The sequence below is a fragment of the Streptacidiphilus fuscans genome (assembly GCF_015690355.1).
GTDB lineage: Bacteria > Actinomycetota > Actinomycetes > Streptomycetales > Streptomycetaceae > Streptacidiphilus > Streptacidiphilus fuscans.
The window spans coordinates 58,454-74,065 of the sequence record NZ_JADPRT010000008.1; the positions used below are offsets into that span (position 1 = coordinate 58,454).

At 71.0% G+C, this 15,612-nt stretch carries 13 protein-coding genes; 6 read left to right on the forward strand and 7 right to left on the reverse strand.

Annotated elements, in window-relative coordinates:
* Positions 1–79: 79 nt before the first annotated feature.
* Entirely contained in the window at positions 80–619 is a 540-nt protein-coding gene (locus I2501_RS19975) for a DUF485 domain-containing protein (RefSeq protein WP_196195496.1), read from the forward strand.
* A 9-nt stretch (positions 620–628) separates the two neighbouring features.
* Here I2501_RS19975 and I2501_RS19980 read toward each other — a convergent pair whose 3' ends face one another.
* Entirely contained in the window at positions 629–1,249 is a 621-nt protein-coding gene (locus I2501_RS19980; RefSeq protein ID WP_196195497.1) for a PadR family transcriptional regulator, read from the reverse strand.
* A gap of 130 nt (positions 1,250–1,379) precedes the next feature.
* Here I2501_RS19980 and I2501_RS19985 point away from each other — a divergent pair, with 130 nt between their 5' ends.
* Entirely contained in the window at positions 1,380–2,339 is a 960-nt protein-coding gene (locus I2501_RS19985) for an alpha/beta hydrolase (protein ID WP_196195498.1), read from the forward strand.
* A 17-nt stretch (positions 2,340–2,356) separates the two neighbouring features.
* Here the strand turns inward: I2501_RS19985 and hemW are convergent, their stop codons facing one another.
* The gene (gene hemW, locus I2501_RS19990) at positions 2,357–3,586 is read right to left on the reverse strand and encodes a radical SAM family heme chaperone HemW (RefSeq protein ID WP_196195499.1); all 1,230 of its coding nucleotides are present in this window, start codon (positions 3,584–3,586) and stop codon (positions 2,357–2,359) included.
* Between the two features lie 99 nt (positions 3,587–3,685).
* A complete protein-coding gene (locus tag I2501_RS19995) occupies positions 3,686–5,614 on the reverse strand; it encodes an AMP-dependent synthetase/ligase (RefSeq protein ID WP_328806497.1) in 1,929 nt (642 codons plus the stop codon).
* Between the two features lie 539 nt (positions 5,615–6,153).
* On the opposite strand from I2501_RS19995, the gene I2501_RS20000 reads away from it, so the two are divergent.
* The 3 genes from I2501_RS20000 to I2501_RS20010 all read left to right on the forward strand — a co-directional run bounded on the left by I2501_RS20000 (position 6,154) and on the right by I2501_RS20010 (position 11,045).
* Positions 6,154–7,887 (forward strand): ABC transporter ATP-binding protein, encoded by a 1,734-nt coding sequence (locus tag I2501_RS20000; RefSeq protein WP_196195500.1) that lies wholly within the window; start codon positions 6,154–6,156, stop codon positions 7,885–7,887.
* Between the two features lie 190 nt (positions 7,888–8,077).
* A complete protein-coding gene (locus I2501_RS20005) occupies positions 8,078–9,964 on the forward strand; it encodes an ABC transporter ATP-binding protein (protein ID WP_215909820.1) in 1,887 nt (628 codons plus the stop codon).
* Between the two features lie 235 nt (positions 9,965–10,199).
* A complete protein-coding gene (locus tag I2501_RS20010) occupies positions 10,200–11,045 on the forward strand; it encodes a lysozyme (protein ID WP_196195501.1) in 846 nt (281 codons plus the stop codon).
* Positions 11,046–11,149: 104 nt separating this feature from the next.
* Here I2501_RS20010 and I2501_RS20015 read toward each other — a convergent pair whose 3' ends face one another.
* The 3 genes from I2501_RS20015 to I2501_RS40645 are packed head-to-tail and all read right to left on the reverse strand — an operon-like array spanning position 11,150 to position 12,686.
* Positions 11,150–11,557 carry a VOC family protein gene (locus I2501_RS20015; RefSeq protein WP_196195502.1) on the reverse strand — a complete coding sequence of 136 codons (408 nt, stop codon included), beginning with the start codon at positions 11,555–11,557 and terminating at the stop codon, positions 11,150–11,152.
* A 10-nt stretch (positions 11,558–11,567) separates the two neighbouring features.
* Positions 11,568–11,858, reverse strand: a complete 291-nt coding sequence (locus I2501_RS20020) for a hypothetical protein (protein ID WP_196195503.1) — start codon at positions 11,856–11,858, stop codon at positions 11,568–11,570.
* Positions 11,859–11,867: 9 nt separating this feature from the next.
* Entirely contained in the window at positions 11,868–12,686 is an 819-nt protein-coding gene (locus I2501_RS40645) for a DUF6597 domain-containing transcriptional factor (RefSeq protein WP_196195504.1), read from the reverse strand.
* A gap of 72 nt (positions 12,687–12,758) precedes the next feature.
* On the opposite strand from I2501_RS40645, the gene I2501_RS20030 reads away from it, so the two are divergent.
* On the forward strand, positions 12,759–13,343 hold the full coding sequence (locus I2501_RS20030) for a TIGR03086 family metal-binding protein (RefSeq protein WP_236046759.1): 585 nt from the start codon (positions 12,759–12,761) through the stop codon (positions 13,341–13,343).
* On the opposite strand, the gene I2501_RS20035 is transcribed toward I2501_RS20030, so the two are convergent.
* Positions 13,344–15,494, reverse strand: a complete 2,151-nt coding sequence (locus tag I2501_RS20035) for a serine/threonine-protein kinase (protein ID WP_196195505.1) — start codon at positions 15,492–15,494, stop codon at positions 13,344–13,346. It abuts the gene before it with no gap.
* Between the last annotated feature and the right edge of the window lie 118 nt (positions 15,495–15,612).

Below are 15,612 nucleotides of genomic sequence, written 5' to 3' on the forward strand. Positions count from 1 at the left end.
CCGTGGCGCTAGCCTGTCCGCTCATTGTGGACGAACTGTGCGACAGGGGGGTCTTGTCGCCGCCACGGAGGGGGCCGTAGTGACGAGCACACAGAACACGACCGGGGACAGCACCGCAGCGAGAGGTTCGCTACTGGACCGGCCCCGGCCCGAGTCGCGGACCAACGGCCTGGCGCCGTGGGGACTGGCGCTGGCCGTGCTGGTCTGGCCGGTGGGTCTGATCGTGTCGGCCGTCGCCCTCTTCCGGGCCCGCCGACTCGGCGGCGCAGGAACGAGCCAGGCCGTCCTGGGCCTGATCATCGCCCCGGTGCTCGCCCTGATCACCTTCAGCGTGCTCGACACCACGTCCTACTCCGACACCAGGAAGGACCCTGCCTGCCAGGCCCTGCGCAGCGCCCTGCCGGCCCTGGACTCCGACCTGACCTCCCAGCCGAGCCAGGGTCAGCTGGCGCAGGACGAAGCCATGCTGCGCCACGCCGAGGCCACCGCCCAGAACGCGACCGTGCGCGATGGCATCCAGGCCGTGCGACTGGACGTGCAGATGGACGAGCTCGGCAAGGATGCCCTGCCCAACGTCCAGACCGACGCCAACCACCTCAACGACGTCTGCGGCGGCTGACCGGCGCGCCTACTCCGGGTCGACCGCGGCGGCGAGGGACTCGCGGGCGAGGGACGTCCAGTACTCCACGTAAGCCCGCTCGTGGGCGGCGGCCAGGGTGAGGATGCGTCGTCGGGCAAGGGTCTGCTCGCCGTGCGTGCCGTCGCGCTGTGACGTCTCGGCAAGCTCGTCGAGGTCGGCGAGGCGGGTCTCGTAGAGGTCGAGCCAGCGGCGGTGCTGGGCGGAGCGCTCCCGGGCCAGTGCGACGACGTCGGCGGGGGCGCCCAGGTCCGCGAAGAAGAGCTTGAGTTGGGCCGGGTCGCGGGTCTCCGGCTCCGGGGCGTGCGGGTTGGCCAGCCAGCGGGCGAGCGCGGCGCGTCCGGCGTCGGTCAGGTGGAAGACCCGGCGTCGCCGCCCGTCCTCCTCCGCCTCCTCGCGCAGCAGTCCGAGTTCGGCTAGCCGTGCCGGGATGCGGTAGAGCTGCGCGTGCGGGATGGGCCAGAAGAACTGGACGCTCTCCTCCGTCCGCGCCTTGAGCTCGTAGGGCGTCATCGGCCCGTGCCGGGCGATCAGGCCCAGGACGACGTACCCGGAGGGGCTGCACTCCTCCTGCGCATCTGCCTGCACATCTTCCTGCACATCCGCTGCCACGCTGCCGCCTCCTGCTCGCCCGGTCCCGCACAATGACCTCATTGACACCGTATCACTGAGACCATAGCCTCAATATCAGCGCGACCGTATCAGTGAGACCATCCAACGACCGCGGAGGTCGACAGCCGTGATGTCCTACGTTCACCCCGAGCTCGCCCCCGTGCTGGAGAAGCTCCCCGAGCGTCCCGAGAACCCCGTGGCCGACATCCGGGCGACCAGGGACGGGTTCAAGGCGCTCATGGCACCGTGGATGGCGGCGGCCGCCGCCGACGCGTCCGTCCAGGTCGAGGAGGCGGCCTGCACCGGCCCGGACGGCAACCGGATCGACCTCCAGATGGTCCGCCCCACGGCACTGCCGCACGACGCGGCGCACCCGCTGCCCGCCGTGCTCTACATCCACGGCGGTGGCTTCTCCTTCGGCGAGTTGGACGGGCCGAGCCCGATGGCCCGTCAGGCAGCCGTCGCCGCAGGAGCGGTGGTCGTCAACGTGCACTACCGGCTCGCGCCGGAGCACCGCTACCCGGCCGGGGTGGAGGACTGCTACGCCGCGCTGGTCTGGACGGCCGCCCACGCGGAGGAGCTCGGCATCGACCCGGACCGGATCGCCGTCGCCGGGGCGTCGGCCGGAGCCTCGCTGACGGCGGCGGTCTGCCTGATGTCCCGCGACCGGGGCGGTCCGGCGGTCGCCTTCCAGGGCCTGCTGATCCCGCTGCTGGACGACCGGGACGACTACCCGTCCCGGCGGCGGGTGACCGACACCCGCTTCACCAACGGCCCCGGCATACGCCACACCTGGGACACCTACCTCGGCCCGGACCGCGGCGACGCCCCCGCCTACGCCGCACCCGCCCGCGCCGCCGACCTGCGCGGACTGCCCGCCGCCTACGTGCTGACCTGCGGCCTGGATCCGCTCCGGGACGAGGGCCTCGACTTCGCGCGTCGGCTCATCGAGGCGGACGTCCCGGTCGAGATCAAGGACGTCCCCGGCGCGTGGCACCTCTTCGAGGCGTTCGCGCCGGACAGCACACTGGCCCGGCGGACCACCGCGCACTGGCTGCGCGCCCTGCGCGAGGCGCTCAACCCCGCCTGAACCAGACCCAGTTCGAGTCAGTCCACCAGGTCGCGGACGACGGCGTCGGCCAGCAGCCGGCCGCGCAGGGTGAGGACGGCGCGGCCCTGGGCGAAGGGCTCGGGGGCCAGCAGGCCGTCGGCGAGAGCGCGGTCCGCCGCCTCGCGGCCGGCCGGCTGGAGGAGGGTCAGCGGGCAGCCCTCGGAGAGGCGGAGTTCGAGCAGGATGCGCTCGACGCGGCGGTCCTCGTCCGCGAGACGCTCACGCCCCTGCGCCGGGGTCTCGCCCGCGGCGAGGGCGGCGGCGTAGGCGGCGGGGTGCTTGCGGTTCCACCAGCGGACGCCGCCGACGTGGCTGTGCGCGCCCGGTCCCGCACCCCACCAGTCCGCGCCGGTCCAGTACAACTCGTTGTGGCGGCAGCGGGCGGCCTTCGAGGTGGCCCAGTTGGAGACCTCGTACCACTCCATGCCGGCGGCGGTGAGCCGCTCCTCGGCCTGGAGGTAGCGGTCGGCGTGGACGTCGTCGTCGGTCATCGGGATCTCCCCACGCCGGATCCGGGACGCCAGCTTGGTGCCCTCCTCCACGATCAGCGCGTAGGCGGAGATGTGGTCCGGCTCCGCCGAGAGCGCCGCGTCGAGCGAGGCGGCCCAGTCGTCGTCCGACTCCCCCGGGGTGCCGTAGATCAGGTCGAGGTTGACGTGCTCGAACCCGGCCTCGCGTGCCTCCGCGACGCAGGCCTGCGGGCGGCCGGGGGTGTGGTGCCGGTCGAGCAGCTGGAGCACGTGCGGGCGGACGCTCTGCATGCCGAAGCTGAGCCGGTTGAAGCCGCCCTCCCGCAGCTCCGCGAGGTACGCGGGGTCCACCGACTCCGGGTTGGCCTCGGTGGTCACCTCCGCGCCGGGCGCGAGGCCGAACTCGTCGCGGATCGCGGTGAGCATCTGGACCAGGTCGGCGGCGGGCAGCAGCGTCGGCGTGCCGCCGCCGAGGAAGACGGTCTCCACCGGCACGTCCGCGTCCCCGAGCACCTTGCGGGCCGTGCGGATCTCGGCGACCAGGTGTTCGGCGTACGTCTCCTGCGAGGCCACCGTGCCGGAGGAGCGCAGCTCCGTCGCGGTGTAGGTGTTGAAGTCGCAGTACCCGCAGCGGGTGGCGCAGTAGGGCACGTGGACGTAGAAGCCGAACGGACGCGTCCCGAGCCCGGCGAGGGCGGTCTCGGGAAGCGAACCGTCAGCCGGGACGGCTTCGCCGTCAGGCAGAGCGGAAGGCATGAGACCCATTGTCCGCGATCCCCGAGGGGTCGCGGACAATGGGTCTGCCGCCCGGCCTTCCGCCGGGCCCAGCGGTCAGGCTTCCGCCGGGCCTACCGGTCAGGCCTCGCGCGAGCCCTCGTACATCGCCTCGATCAGCGCCGCGTTCTCGCGCTCCACGACCGGGCGCTTGACCTTCAGGCTCGGCGTCAGCTCGCCGTGCTCGATGTCCAGGTCGCGCGGGAGGACGGTGAACTTCTTGACCGTCTGCCAGCGCTGCAGCTGGCCGTTGAGCTCGTCGACGAAGCCGCTGATCAGCTTGTGCGTCTCCGGCGAGGTGCAGACCTCGGCGTAGGACCTGCCGGCCTGGCCGTTGTCGCCCGCCCACTGCATGATGGCTGGCTCGTCCAGGGTGATCAGCGCGGTGCAGAAGTTGCGGCCGTTGCCGATGACCAGGATGTTGCTGACGAACGGGCAGACCGCCTTGAACCGGCCCTCGACCTCGCTCGGGGCGACGTACTTGCCGCCGGAGGTCTTGAACATGTCCTTCTTGCGGTCGGTGATCCGCAGGAAGCCGTCCTTGTCGAGCTCGCCGATGTCGCCGGTGTGGAACCAGCCGTCGGACTCCAGGACCTCGGCGGTCTTCTCCGGCTGGTTGTGGTAGCCGCGCATGACGCCGGGGCCGCGGAGCAGGACCTCGCCGTCCTCGGCGATGCGGACCTCGGTGCCCGGGAGCGGGCGGCCGACCGTGCCGACGCGGTAGCCCTCGCCGGGGTTGACCGTGGAGCCGGCGCTGCTCTCGCTCAGGCCGTAGCCCTCCAGGATGTGGACGCCGACGCCGGAGAAGAAGAAGTTGATGTCCGGCGCGAGCGCCGCCGAGCCGGAGACGCAGGCACGCAGCCGACCGCCGAAGGCGTCGCGGATCTTCGCGTAGACGAGCTTGTCCGCGACCGCGTGCTTGGCCTGGAGCGGGAAGGGGACGGTCCGCGCACCGGTGGCGATCTGGTTCTTCTGCGCGGTCTCGGCGTACTCGCGGGCGACGCCGGCCGCCCACATGAAGATCTTGTACTTGGCGCCGCCCTCGGCCCGGGCCTTGCTGGCGATGCCGTTGTAGACCTTCTCGAAGATGCGCGGCGCGGCCGCCATGTACGTCGGCTGGACCACCGGCAGGTTGGTGATGATCTTGTCGACGCGACCGTCGACGGCGATCACCGAGCCCTGCTGGATGTGACCCGAGGTCAGCGTCTTGCCGAAGACGTGCGACAGCGGCAGCCACAGGTACTGCACGTCGGTGTCGTCGGTCAGGCCCAGCGAGGACTGCGCGGCGGCCTGGTAGGACCAGCAGTCGTGGACCAGGCGGACGCCCTTGGGACGGCCGGTGGTACCGGAGGTGTAGATCAGCGTGGCCAACTGCTCGCGCTTGATCCCGGCGACGGCGTCGGTGACCTCGTCGGGGTGGTCCTTGAGGTGGGCGGCGCCGCGCTCCTCCAGCTCGGACAGGCCGAGCACCTCGACCCCCGCGGCAGCGGCAGCGGAGGCCGCGTCGCCCTCGGGCTTGCTGCCGTCGATGGTGACGACCGACCGCAGCTCGGGCGTCTCGGCCAGCACACCGAGGATCTTGGCGAGCTGCTTGGCGTCCTCGACGACGATGGCGCGGCTGCCGGAGTCGGAGAGGATGAACGCGGTCTCCTCGGCGTTGGTGCTCGGGTAGACGGCGGTGACGGCCGCGCCCGCGCACATGATGCCGAGGTCGGCGAGGATCCACTCGATGCGGGTGGAGCAGGAGATGCCGACGCGCTGCTCCGGCTCGATCCCCAGGGACATCAGCCCGGCCGCGATGTGCTGCACACGCTCTGCCGCCTGGCCCCACGTCATCGGTCGCCACTGCTCGGCGCCCGGGGTGCCGTCCGCGGCGTGCTCGTCCACCGGCACGGGGTAGCGGTAGGCGACCCGGTCGGGGGTGGCCGCCACGCGGGCCAGGAAAAGCTGGGCAACGGACTCGGGGCGGTTGTCCAGCAGGGGTTCTGCGACGAGCGGCTTCAAGCTCACGGCTTCCTCCGGTGCCCGTCCGGCCGGTATGGGGCGGCGGGAGGGCTGATGCGGTGCGGACGGCGGGGGCGGTGCAGAGGTGACGCGGGTGCTGCGGTGACACGGTGCTGCGCTGGGGTGATGCAGAAGTGGGGTGGTGCACAGGGGGTGGCTGCTGATGCTGCTGATGTTTATTTAACTCATCAGTAACTGGCAAGCAACGATCAGAGTAGGCCGTTCTCGCCCTGTGCGTAAGGGGGGATCTGTGGTGTGGACCACACTACTTGCCGGTCGGCAGGTAAGCTATCTACGATGAGCCGCCGCGCACTCGGAAACCGACCGTACACCGCGCGCACGTAGCATGCGGGCCCGCGAGGCGCAATAAATCCATAGCCGCCCGCCCGACAACCGGGTACGGTGTACGCAGATGAGGATCGCTCACTCCGTCCCCTCGTCATATCCGCACAAAGCCCGCACCCCAGCGCCACAGCACCCAGAGCCATGCGACTGTCCAGAACACCCCACGCCCGAGCACTACCGAGCTTCACTGAGAGACCCGAGTGCTGATCCGACTCCTGCGCGCCCACCTGAGGCCCTACTCCAGGCCGATCACCCTGCTGGTACTGCTCCAGCTGGTCCAGACGATCGCCACCCTCTACCTTCCCACCCTCAACGCCGACATCATCGACAACGGCGTGGTCAAGGGCGACACCGGCTACATCCTGCAGACCGGCGGCGTGATGATCGGGGTCACGCTGGCCCAGGTCGTCTGCGCCATCGGCGCGGTGTACTTCGGCGCCCGCACCGCCATGGCCCTCGGCCGCGACATGCGCGCCTCCGTCTTCAACCGGGTCCAGGAGTTCTCGACCCGTGAGGTGGGCCAGTTCGGCGCTCCGTCGCTGATCACCCGCAGCACGAACGACGTGCAGCAGGTGCAGATGCTGGTGCTGATGACCTTCACGCTGATGGTCTCCGCGCCGATCATGTGCGTCGGCGGCATCATCATGGCGCTCAACCAGGACGTCCAGCTGTCGACGCTGCTGGTCGCCATCGTCCCGATCCTGGGCGTCATGATCGGCATCATCGTCAGCCGGATGCGTCCGCTGTTCCGCTCCATGCAGGAGCGGATCGACACGGTCAACCGCGTGCTGCGCGAGCAGATCAGCGGCCTGCGCGTGATCCGGGCCTTCGTCAAGGACACCCACGAGCGGGACCGCTTCCAGGCGGCCAACGACGACCTGACCGACGTCGGTCTGCGCGTCGGCCGACTGATGGCGCTGATGTTCCCGCTGGTCATGATGGTGGTGAACCTGTCCAGCGTGGCCGTGATGTGGTTCGGTGCGCACCGGATCGACAGCGGCGGCATGCAGATCGGTGCGCTGACCGCGTTCCTCAGCTACCTGATGCAGATCCTGATGTCGGTCATGATGGCCACCTTCATGTTCATGATGGTGCCGCGCGCCGAGGTCTGCGCCGAGCGCATCCAGGAGGTGCTGGACACCGACACCACGGTCGTCCCGCCGAGCAGCCCGGTGCGCGAGCTGTCGCGTCACGGGTTCTTGGAGCTGCGCGGCGCGGAGTTCCGCTACCCGGGCGCCGAGGCGTCCGTGCTGCGGGACGTCACCTTCACCGCGCGTCCGGGCGAGACCACGGCGATCATCGGCTCGACCGGCGCGGGCAAGACCACGCTGCTCAACCTGATCCCCCGGCTCTCCGACGCCACCGACGGCTCGGTCTTCGTCGACGGCGTCGACGTGCGCGAGCTGGATCCGGCGCTGCTGGCCCGGACGATCGGGCTGGTGCCGCAGAAGCCCTACCTCTTCACCGGCACCGTCGCCTCCAACCTCCGCTACGGCAACCCGGACGCGACCGACGAGGACCTCTGGGCCGCGCTGGAGACCGCGCAGGCGAAGGACTTCGTCAGCGAGCTCGCCGAGGGGTTGAACGCCCCGATCGCGCAGGGCGGGACCAACGTCTCCGGCGGTCAGCGGCAGCGTCTGGCCATCGCCCGCGCGCTGGTCCGCAGGCCGGAGATCTACCTCTTCGACGACTCGTTCTCGGCGCTCGACTACGCCACCGACGCCCGGCTGCGGGCGGCGCTGTCGCAGGAGACCTCCGAGGCGACCGTCGTCATCGTCGCCCAGCGCGTCAGCACCATCCGCGACGCGGACCGGATCATCGTCCTCGACGAGGGCGCGGTTGTCGGCGAGGGCACGCACCACGAACTGATGGACGACAACGAGACGTACCGCGAGATCGTCCTTTCGCAGCTCACCGAGGAGGAGGCCGCGTGAGCGCGCAGCTGAGGAGCAGCGCAGGGTGGGGGTCTGCACTGCGAGGAACGAGCAGCGCAGACCCCCGGCCGAAGCGGAACCGAAGCGGAGCACGAGCGACCGAGAAGGGCACAGCGTGAGTAGCGGAGGCGACGAGGCGAAGGCGGCGGCGAGCCGCCGTCCCGGACCGGCCATGGGGCCGGGCCGGTTCATGGGCGCGCAGCCCGGCGAGAAGTCGATGGACTTCAAGGTCTCCGGCAAGCGGCTGCTGGGCCGGCTGCGGCCCGAACGGCCGCTGATCCTGGGCGTGTTGGCGCTGGCCACGGTCAGCGTCACGCTCCAGGTCATAGGCCCGAAGGTGCTCGGTCACGCGACCGACCTGATCTTCGGCGGCTACATCGGCAAGCTGATCGGCAAGCACCCGCAGGCCGTCTCGGGCGGGCACGCGCCCTCCCACCAGCAGCAGGAGTTGCTCTCCACCATCCACTTCACCCCGGGTGTGGGCATCGACTTCGGCGCGGTCGGCACGGTGCTGCTCTGGGCCGCGCTCATCTACGCCTTCGCGGGCCTGTGCGGCGTGATCCAGGCGCGGCTGGCCAACGTGGCCGTGCAGCGTGCCGCCAACCGGCTGCGCGGCGACGTCGAGGACAAGCTGTCCCGGCTGCCGCTGAGTTACTACGACAAGCAGCCGCGCGGCGAGGTGCTGAGCCGGGTCACCAACGACATCGACAACATCGCCACCACGCTCCAGCAGACGATGTCGCAGATCATCGCCTCGCTGCTGACCGTGGTGGGCGTGCTGGCGATGATGTTCTACATCTCCTGGCTGCTGGCGCTGATCGCGCTGGTGTCGATCCCGGCCTCGGCCGTGATCGCGGCCAAGGTCGGCAAGCGGGCGCAGCCGCAGTTCGTCCAGCAGTGGAAGTCCACCGGCAAGCTGAACGCCCACATCGAGGAGATGTACACCGGCCACTCGCTGGTCAAGGTGTTCGGCCGCCAGGAGGAGGCCGCGGCGCAGTTCCACGAGGAGAACGAGAAGCTCTACGCGAGCAGCTTCCGGGCGCAGTTCATCTCGGGTCTGATCCAGCCGTGCATGATGTTCATCGGCAACCTCAACTACGTCGCGGTCGCCGTGGTCGGCGGTCTGCGGGTGGCGTCCGGGGCGCTGTCGATCGGTGACGTCCAGGCCTTCATCCAGTACTCGCGCCAGTTCAGCCAGCCGCTGACGCAGGTCGCGGCGATGGCCAACCTGGTGCAGTCCGGCGTGGCCTCGGCCGAGCGCGTCTTCGAGCTGCTGGACGCGCCCGAGCAGACGCCGGAGCCGGAGCAGCCGGAGCGTCCGGAGATCGTCCAGGGCAAGGTGGCCTTCGAGCACGTGGCCTTCCGCTACGACCCGGAGAAGCCGCTGATCGAGGACCTGTCGCTGGTCGCCGACCCCGGCCACACCGTGGCCATCGTCGGCCCGACCGGCGCGGGCAAGACCACGCTGGTCAACCTGCTGATGCGGTTCTACGAGGTGACGGGCGGTCGGATCACGCTCGACGGCGTGGACATCGCGGCCATGAACCGCGAGGAGCTGCGCAGCCACATCGGCATGGTGCTCCAGGACACCTGGCTCTTCGGCGGCAGCATCGCCGAGAACATCGCCTACGGCTCCGAGGGCGCCACCCGCGACCAGGTCGTCGCGGCGGCCAAGGCCGCCCACGTCGACCGCTTCGTGCGGACCCTCCCCGAGGGCTACGACACCGTCATCGACGACGAGGGCACCGGCGTCAGCGCGGGCGAGAAGCAGCTGATCACCATCGCGCGGGCGTTCCTGGCGGAGCCGTCGATCCTGGTCCTGGACGAGGCGACGAGCTCGGTCGACACGCGTACCGAGGTGCTGATCCAGCGCGCCATGGCCAAGCTGCGCGCGGGCCGCACGGCGTTCGTGATCGCCCACCGGCTCTCCACGATCCGCGACGCCGACACCATCCTGGTGATGGAGAACGGCGCGATCGTCGAACAGGGCGACCACACCTCGCTGCTGTTGCAGGACGGCGCGTACGCCCGGCTCTACAAGGCGCAGTTCGCGCAGGCCGTGGCCGAGGTGGACTGACCGACTGACGGTTCGTCAAAGACCGGTGCCCGCTCCCACCATGGGGGCGGGCACCAGTTTTCTGTGGACGGTCGGTGCACGTGCGACCCTTTCCGGAACCGGCTCTACATGCGTAGCATGCACGTGGCATGACCGCGCCACGACAGCGGCGCGCCCTTTGCTGTCATGCCGTCAGCTCGGCGTTCCCGCACGTGCTTTGCCGTCCTGTACGACGACACCACGGAGGCGCTACGCAATGAACACTCGATCCGTCAGACACAGACTGGGCCTGGCCGCGACCCTGGCCGGGGCGCTGCTCTCACTGGCCCTCGCACCCACCGGCGTCGCGAACGCCGCCGCTCAGTCCCCCAGCACCGCCGGCACCGCCAAACTCCCGCGCGGCTCCGCCTACATGGGCATCGGCGTGCGCGCGCACGGAGGCGGCGGCAGCGGGCACACCGCCCAACCGCTGGTGACGCAGACCGAGGGCGTCGACGTCTCTGCCTACCAGGGCGCGGTGGACTGGACGACGCTGTGGAACAGCGGGGTCCGCTGGGCCTACACCAAGGCCACCGAGGGGACCTACTACACCAACCCCGACTTCGCCCAGCAGTACAACGGCCCCTACGACGTCGGCATGATCCGCGCCGCCTACCACTTCGCGACCCCGGACACCACGACGGGCGCGGTCCAGGCGGACTACTTCGTCGACCACGGCGGCGGCTGGTCGGCCGACGGCAAGACGCTGCCGGGGACGCTCGACATCGAGTGGGACCCGTACGGCGCGGCCTGCTACGGCCTGTCCCAGAGCGCGATGGTCAGCTGGATCTGGAGCTTCGTCGACGAGTACCTGAACCGCACGGGCCGGTACCCGGTGATCTACACCGCGACCTCGTGGTGGACGCAGTGCACCGGCAACTACTCCGGCTTCGCCGCGAACGACCCGCTCTGGATCGCCGACTACAACGGCACGCCGGGCACCCTCCCGGCCGGGTGGGGCTACTACACGATGTGGCAGTACACCGACTCCGGGCCCACCGTCGGCGACCACGACAAGTTCAACGGCGACATCACCCGCGTCCAGGCCCTGGCGCTGGGCTGAGTCCGGCACAGGGTTGAGTCCAGCACCGGGGTGAGTCCAGCACCGGGGTGAGACCGCCCGTCGGGCCCGCGCCGACGTCTCGGCGCGGGCCCGGCTGCGACGCGCTACTTCTTGGCGGCCTGGATCCGGACGGTGTTGCCCGAGGGGTCGCGGAACGCGCAGTCGCGCGGGCCCCAGGGCTGGTCGACGGGCTCCTGCAGCACCTCCGCGCCCGAGGCCGCGACGCGGACGAAGGTCGCGTCGACGTCGTCGGCGCTGAAGACGGTCATCGGCAGGATGCCCTTGGTCAGCAGGTCCTGCAGGGCGTCGCCGTCGGCCTGGGAGCGGCCGGCGTGCGGCGTGGACAGGACGATCTCGGTCCCGGGCTCCGTCGGGCTGCCGAGGGTGACCCAGCGGAAGCCCCCGTTGGCGACGTCGTTGCGCAGGTCGAGGCCGAGCGCGTCGCGGTAGAAGGCGAGCGCCTCGTCGACGTCGGTGACGGTGATGTGGCAGTAGTGCAGTGCAATGGTCATGGCATTCACGCTAGGCCGGGGGCCACGCCCGCCACTTCTCGATTCCTGACTGTTCCGCCGACGCCGCCGAGGACACGGCCGGGGACACGGCCGACGAGGGTGAGACGCTCGGCGTCGGCGCAGGTCCGGAGGGGTGTGCACCGGCCCCTCCGGTCCCGTGGACGACCAGCCAGACGACGGCCGCGGCGGCGACCAGCATCCCGCCCGCACCGGCCAGACGCGGGTCGAGCAAGGGGTTGCGCGGAGGCTCAGCCGCAGAGCTATTGCTTCCGTCCTTGCCCCCGCCGCCAGCACCGTCCATGCGGTGAGGCTAGTGCCTGTGGCCGCGTGTGTAACGGGTCGGGGAGACGCCGACTGCGGCGGTGAAGTCGCGGGTGAGGTGGGCCTGGTCGGCGTAGCCGAGGTCGGCGGCGAGGGCGGCCCAATCGATGTCGGCGTCGCCGTCCGCCCGCTGCGCGGCCTCGTGCAGACGGGCGCGGCGGAGGGTCCACTTCGGCGACACCCCGACGTACTCGGCGAAGAGCCGCTGCAGCGTGCGTGGCGAGGTGTCGAAGCGGTCCGCCACCTGCTCGACCCGGAGCAGGGACCGGTCCCGGGTGATCTCGTCGACGACGGCCGCCGCGAGCGTCGCCTGCGGATCGGGGAGCGCGTCCCGGAAGGCCGGAACGGTCGGCAGGAAGTCCTCGACGAGGCGGACCATCTCGTCCGTGTCGGCGCAGGCGAGCACGCGCGGGCCGAGGGCCTCGATCTCCGGGCCGAAGAAGCGCGACCCCGGGAGCACCTGGTCGACCAGGTCCTGCACCGGCCCATCGCTGAACGCCCGGAACCCGCCGGGCAGGAACCGGACCCCGTGGACCTGGCCCGCGCCCGTCAGCCGTCGCGTGTAGACGCCGCGGATCACGCCGTAGACCAGCGGCCCCGACTCCTCGAAGACCAGATGGACGTTGGGGTGGGACAGCACCTTCGAGTCGTAGGGCGGCCGTCGGGTGACGTCCCAGCGGACGATCCAGTGGTACTCGACGTAGGGCGCGAGCCGCGGGCCCGGAGCCGCGGTCGTGACCGTGAACCGGCTCGCTCCCTGCTCGGGATGGAGCACTCCGCGCCGCCCACCGGTCTCCGCTGCCGCCACATGACCGAGCTTAGGGCCCCGCTGTCGCGTTTCTTCAAGACAGCAGGGTCACAGGTTCCTAGATTCGTGTGCATGGACGCGAATGACGCACAGCACACCATGCACCAGCACCTGACCAACGCGGCGGCGGAGACCGTCCGCGTCGTCCGTGGCATCGACCCCGAGCAGTTGGGCTCCCCCACCCCGAGCACGGAGTGGGACCTGCGCACCGTGGTGAACCACCTGACGCTGTGGACCGCGTACAACTTCGCACTGCGCGCCGAGGGCGGTCTGGTGCCGACGGAGTGGTACGAGCGGGACTTCACCGCCGAGCCGGGCTGGGCCGAGGACTACGCGACGCAGGTGGAGAAGGCGCTCCGGGCCTGGTCCGAACCGGCCGTCTGGGAGACGGAGATGAAGGTGGGCGAGGGCACGATGCCCGCGACGGCCATCGCGGGCATGATGCTGCTGGAGTACACCCTCCACGGCTGGGAGGCCGCCCGGGGCTCCGGCCAGCAGTACGTGCTGGACGACGCGACGGCAGCGGCCGTGCTGGCGCAGGTCGAGCAGTACGCACCGATGTTCCGTCAGTACGACGGCTTCGCCGAGGCGGTCCAGGTCGCGGACGACGCCCCGGCGTTCGACCGTGCCCTGGCCCTGTCGGGGCGGAGGCCGTAGTCAGGGTGCGCAGGGCGTGCTGCTCCGGAGTGCGGGCCAGGTCTGTGATCCGACTCCGCCATCGGCGCTGAGGCCCATGCAACGCTGGAAGTCTTCAACCGCGTTGGTGGTGTCTGGCCCGAACTGACCATCCATCTGGCCGGGGCCGAGCTGGGCTCCGTAGCCGCGGTAGTAGAGCAGGCACTGCACCTCCTTCGTCCGATCCGTCTCGTTGGTCAGATGGGTATCGGTCTCTGCGTCGCCGGAGTAGTAGTTGCAGTTCTGATCCCAGACCGGCGTCGCAGGCGGCGGGGTGTTACCACCGGAGGTACTACCGCCGGTGGTACCCCCGCCGCCCGAGGTCCCACCGGTCGTAGAACCGCCGGTCGTCCCACCGGTCGAGGTGGTACCACCGCTGGTTCCGCCGCCAGTTGTAGATCCACCGGTCGTCTTGCCGCCGGAGGCTCCACCACCATTGCTGCTCCCACCGGAGTTCCCGCCCGACGTCCCCGACGCGGTGGACCCGCTCGAACTCGGGTGCGTGGCCGACGGAGAGCCAGGCGCGGACGCCGAGCCGGAGGGTGAGCCGCTCGGTGAGGCGGAGGTGGAGGCGGTGTCGCCGCTCGGGCTGCCGCTCGGCGTGCCGCCGCCGGTGGTGACGGACGCGACAGGGTGGTTGCCGGGGCTGCCGCCGGTCAGCGCTATCGCCGTACCGGTCAGCGCGCCCACGACGAGCACGGCGGCGACGGCCAGCAGCACGCCGCGTCGCTTGCTGGTGCGGTTCCGCTGCTCCTGCTGCGGTGCGCCGTCGGGCGAGACGTTCACGTAGGCCGGCAGCACCGGCGCGGGGCCCTGCCCCGGCATCCCGCCCTGACCGGGGTAGCCGCCCTGGCCCGGGAAACTCCCCTGCCCGGGAAAGCTGCCCTGCCCGGGGAAGCTCCCCTGCCCCGGATAGCCCGGCTGCGACGGGTAACCGGCAGCAGTCGGCGGGTAGTTGTCCACGACGGGGACCGTCGGCGGGGTGCCCTGCACCGGGGCCTGGGCGGTCGGCGGGGTGGGCTGGCCGAAGTGCGGGGGCGTGTGCTGCCCCGACTGCTGCTGCATGGGCGGCATGCCGGGCGCGCCGCCCGCCGCAGGGCCGCGACCGCCGAGCAGCATGGTGCCCTCCGGCGGCGCGGCCGGGAGCGGCAGCTGCTGCGCGGCGATGGCCACCTCGACGCGGGTCATGATCGCGCCGCTGAGCTCGGCCGACCAGGGCGCGGCCACCTGCCGCGAAACCGCGCGCTCGACGACGGCCTCGGCCGACGGGCGGCCGTCGGGGGTCTTGCTCAGGCAGGAGCGGACCAGGTCGGCCAACTCGTGGTCGATCTCCTCCAGTTGACCGAGGATCTCCTCCTTCGGCTCCTCGAAGGCGACCCGGTGCAACACGTCCACGGTCGTGCCGTCGCCGAACGGGCCGTGCCCGGTGACCGCGAAGGCGAGCACGGAGCCGAGCGCGAAGATGTCCGAGGAGGTGGCGACCGACTGGCCGCGCACCTGCTCCGGCGACATGTACGCGGGCGTGCCGACCTGCTGGCCGGTGGTGGTGATGGAGCTGGTGTCGGCGGCCTGCGAGATGCCGAAGTCGATGACCCGGCAACCGGCCGGTCCCAGAATGACGTTGGACGGCTTGATGTCGCGGTGGACCACGCCGACGCGCTCCATCGCGGAGAGCGCCTGAGCCAGCTCGAGGGCGACCCGCCAGGCCGCCGTGGAGCTGAGCGGACCGAAGCCGACGACGGCCTCGGAGAGGCTCGGGCCGGGGATGTACTCGGTGGCCATCCAGAGCAGGTCGCCGTCGTAGCCGCTGCCGAGCAGCACGGCCGCCTGCTCGCCGCGCACCCGCGCCAGCGCGGCGGACTCGCGCTCGAAGCGCTTGCGGAAGCCGGCGTCCTCGGCGTACTCGGGCCGGATCACCTTGACCGCGGCCAGACCTGCCGATCCGTCAGTCGGGCGGCCCAGGTAGATGCGCCCCATCCCGCCGCCGCCCAGCACCGCGAGCACGGAGTACGGGCCGACCCGGCGCGGGTCCATCGCCCGCAGCGGGGACGCGCCGACGCGGTCGAGCCCGGTCGTGCCGAAGAGTCGGGGGTCGGCGAACACGTCCGGCGACATGTTGTTCGGCTCGGTCATAGCGGCAGGCCCCCGGGACAGTCATACAAGAATACGGTCGCTCAAGCAGGGGGGAGATTACCGCAACCGGGCAAATGATCGGACAAACGTGAGACCCCCGCACAACTTCCGTGCGGGG

Excerpts from the sequence above, each read along its gene's own strand:
- I2501_RS19985 (WP_196195498.1), top strand. The coding sequence starts at position 1,380 with ATGTCCTACGTTCACCCCGAGCTCGCCCCCGTGCTGGAGAAGCTCCCC.
- I2501_RS20010 (WP_196195501.1), top strand. The coding sequence starts at position 10,200 with ATGAACACTCGATCCGTCAGACACAGACTGGGCCTGGCCGCGACCCTG.
- I2501_RS20020 (WP_196195503.1), bottom strand. The coding sequence starts at position 11,858 with ATGGACGGTGCTGGCGGCGGGGGCAAGGACGGAAGCAATAGCTCTGCG.
- I2501_RS20005 (WP_215909820.1), top strand. The coding sequence starts at position 8,078 with ATGGGCGCGCAGCCCGGCGAGAAGTCGATGGACTTCAAGGTCTCCGGC.
- I2501_RS20015 (WP_196195502.1), bottom strand. The coding sequence starts at position 11,557 with ATGACCATTGCACTGCACTACTGCCACATCACCGTCACCGACGTCGAC.
- hemW (WP_196195499.1), bottom strand. The coding sequence starts at position 3,586 with ATGCCTTCCGCTCTGCCTGACGGCGAAGCCGTCCCGGCTGACGGTTCG.
- I2501_RS20030 (WP_236046759.1), top strand. The coding sequence starts at position 12,759 with ATGGACGCGAATGACGCACAGCACACCATGCACCAGCACCTGACCAAC.
- I2501_RS20035 (WP_196195505.1), bottom strand. The coding sequence starts at position 15,494 with ATGACCGAGCCGAACAACATGTCGCCGGACGTGTTCGCCGACCCCCGA.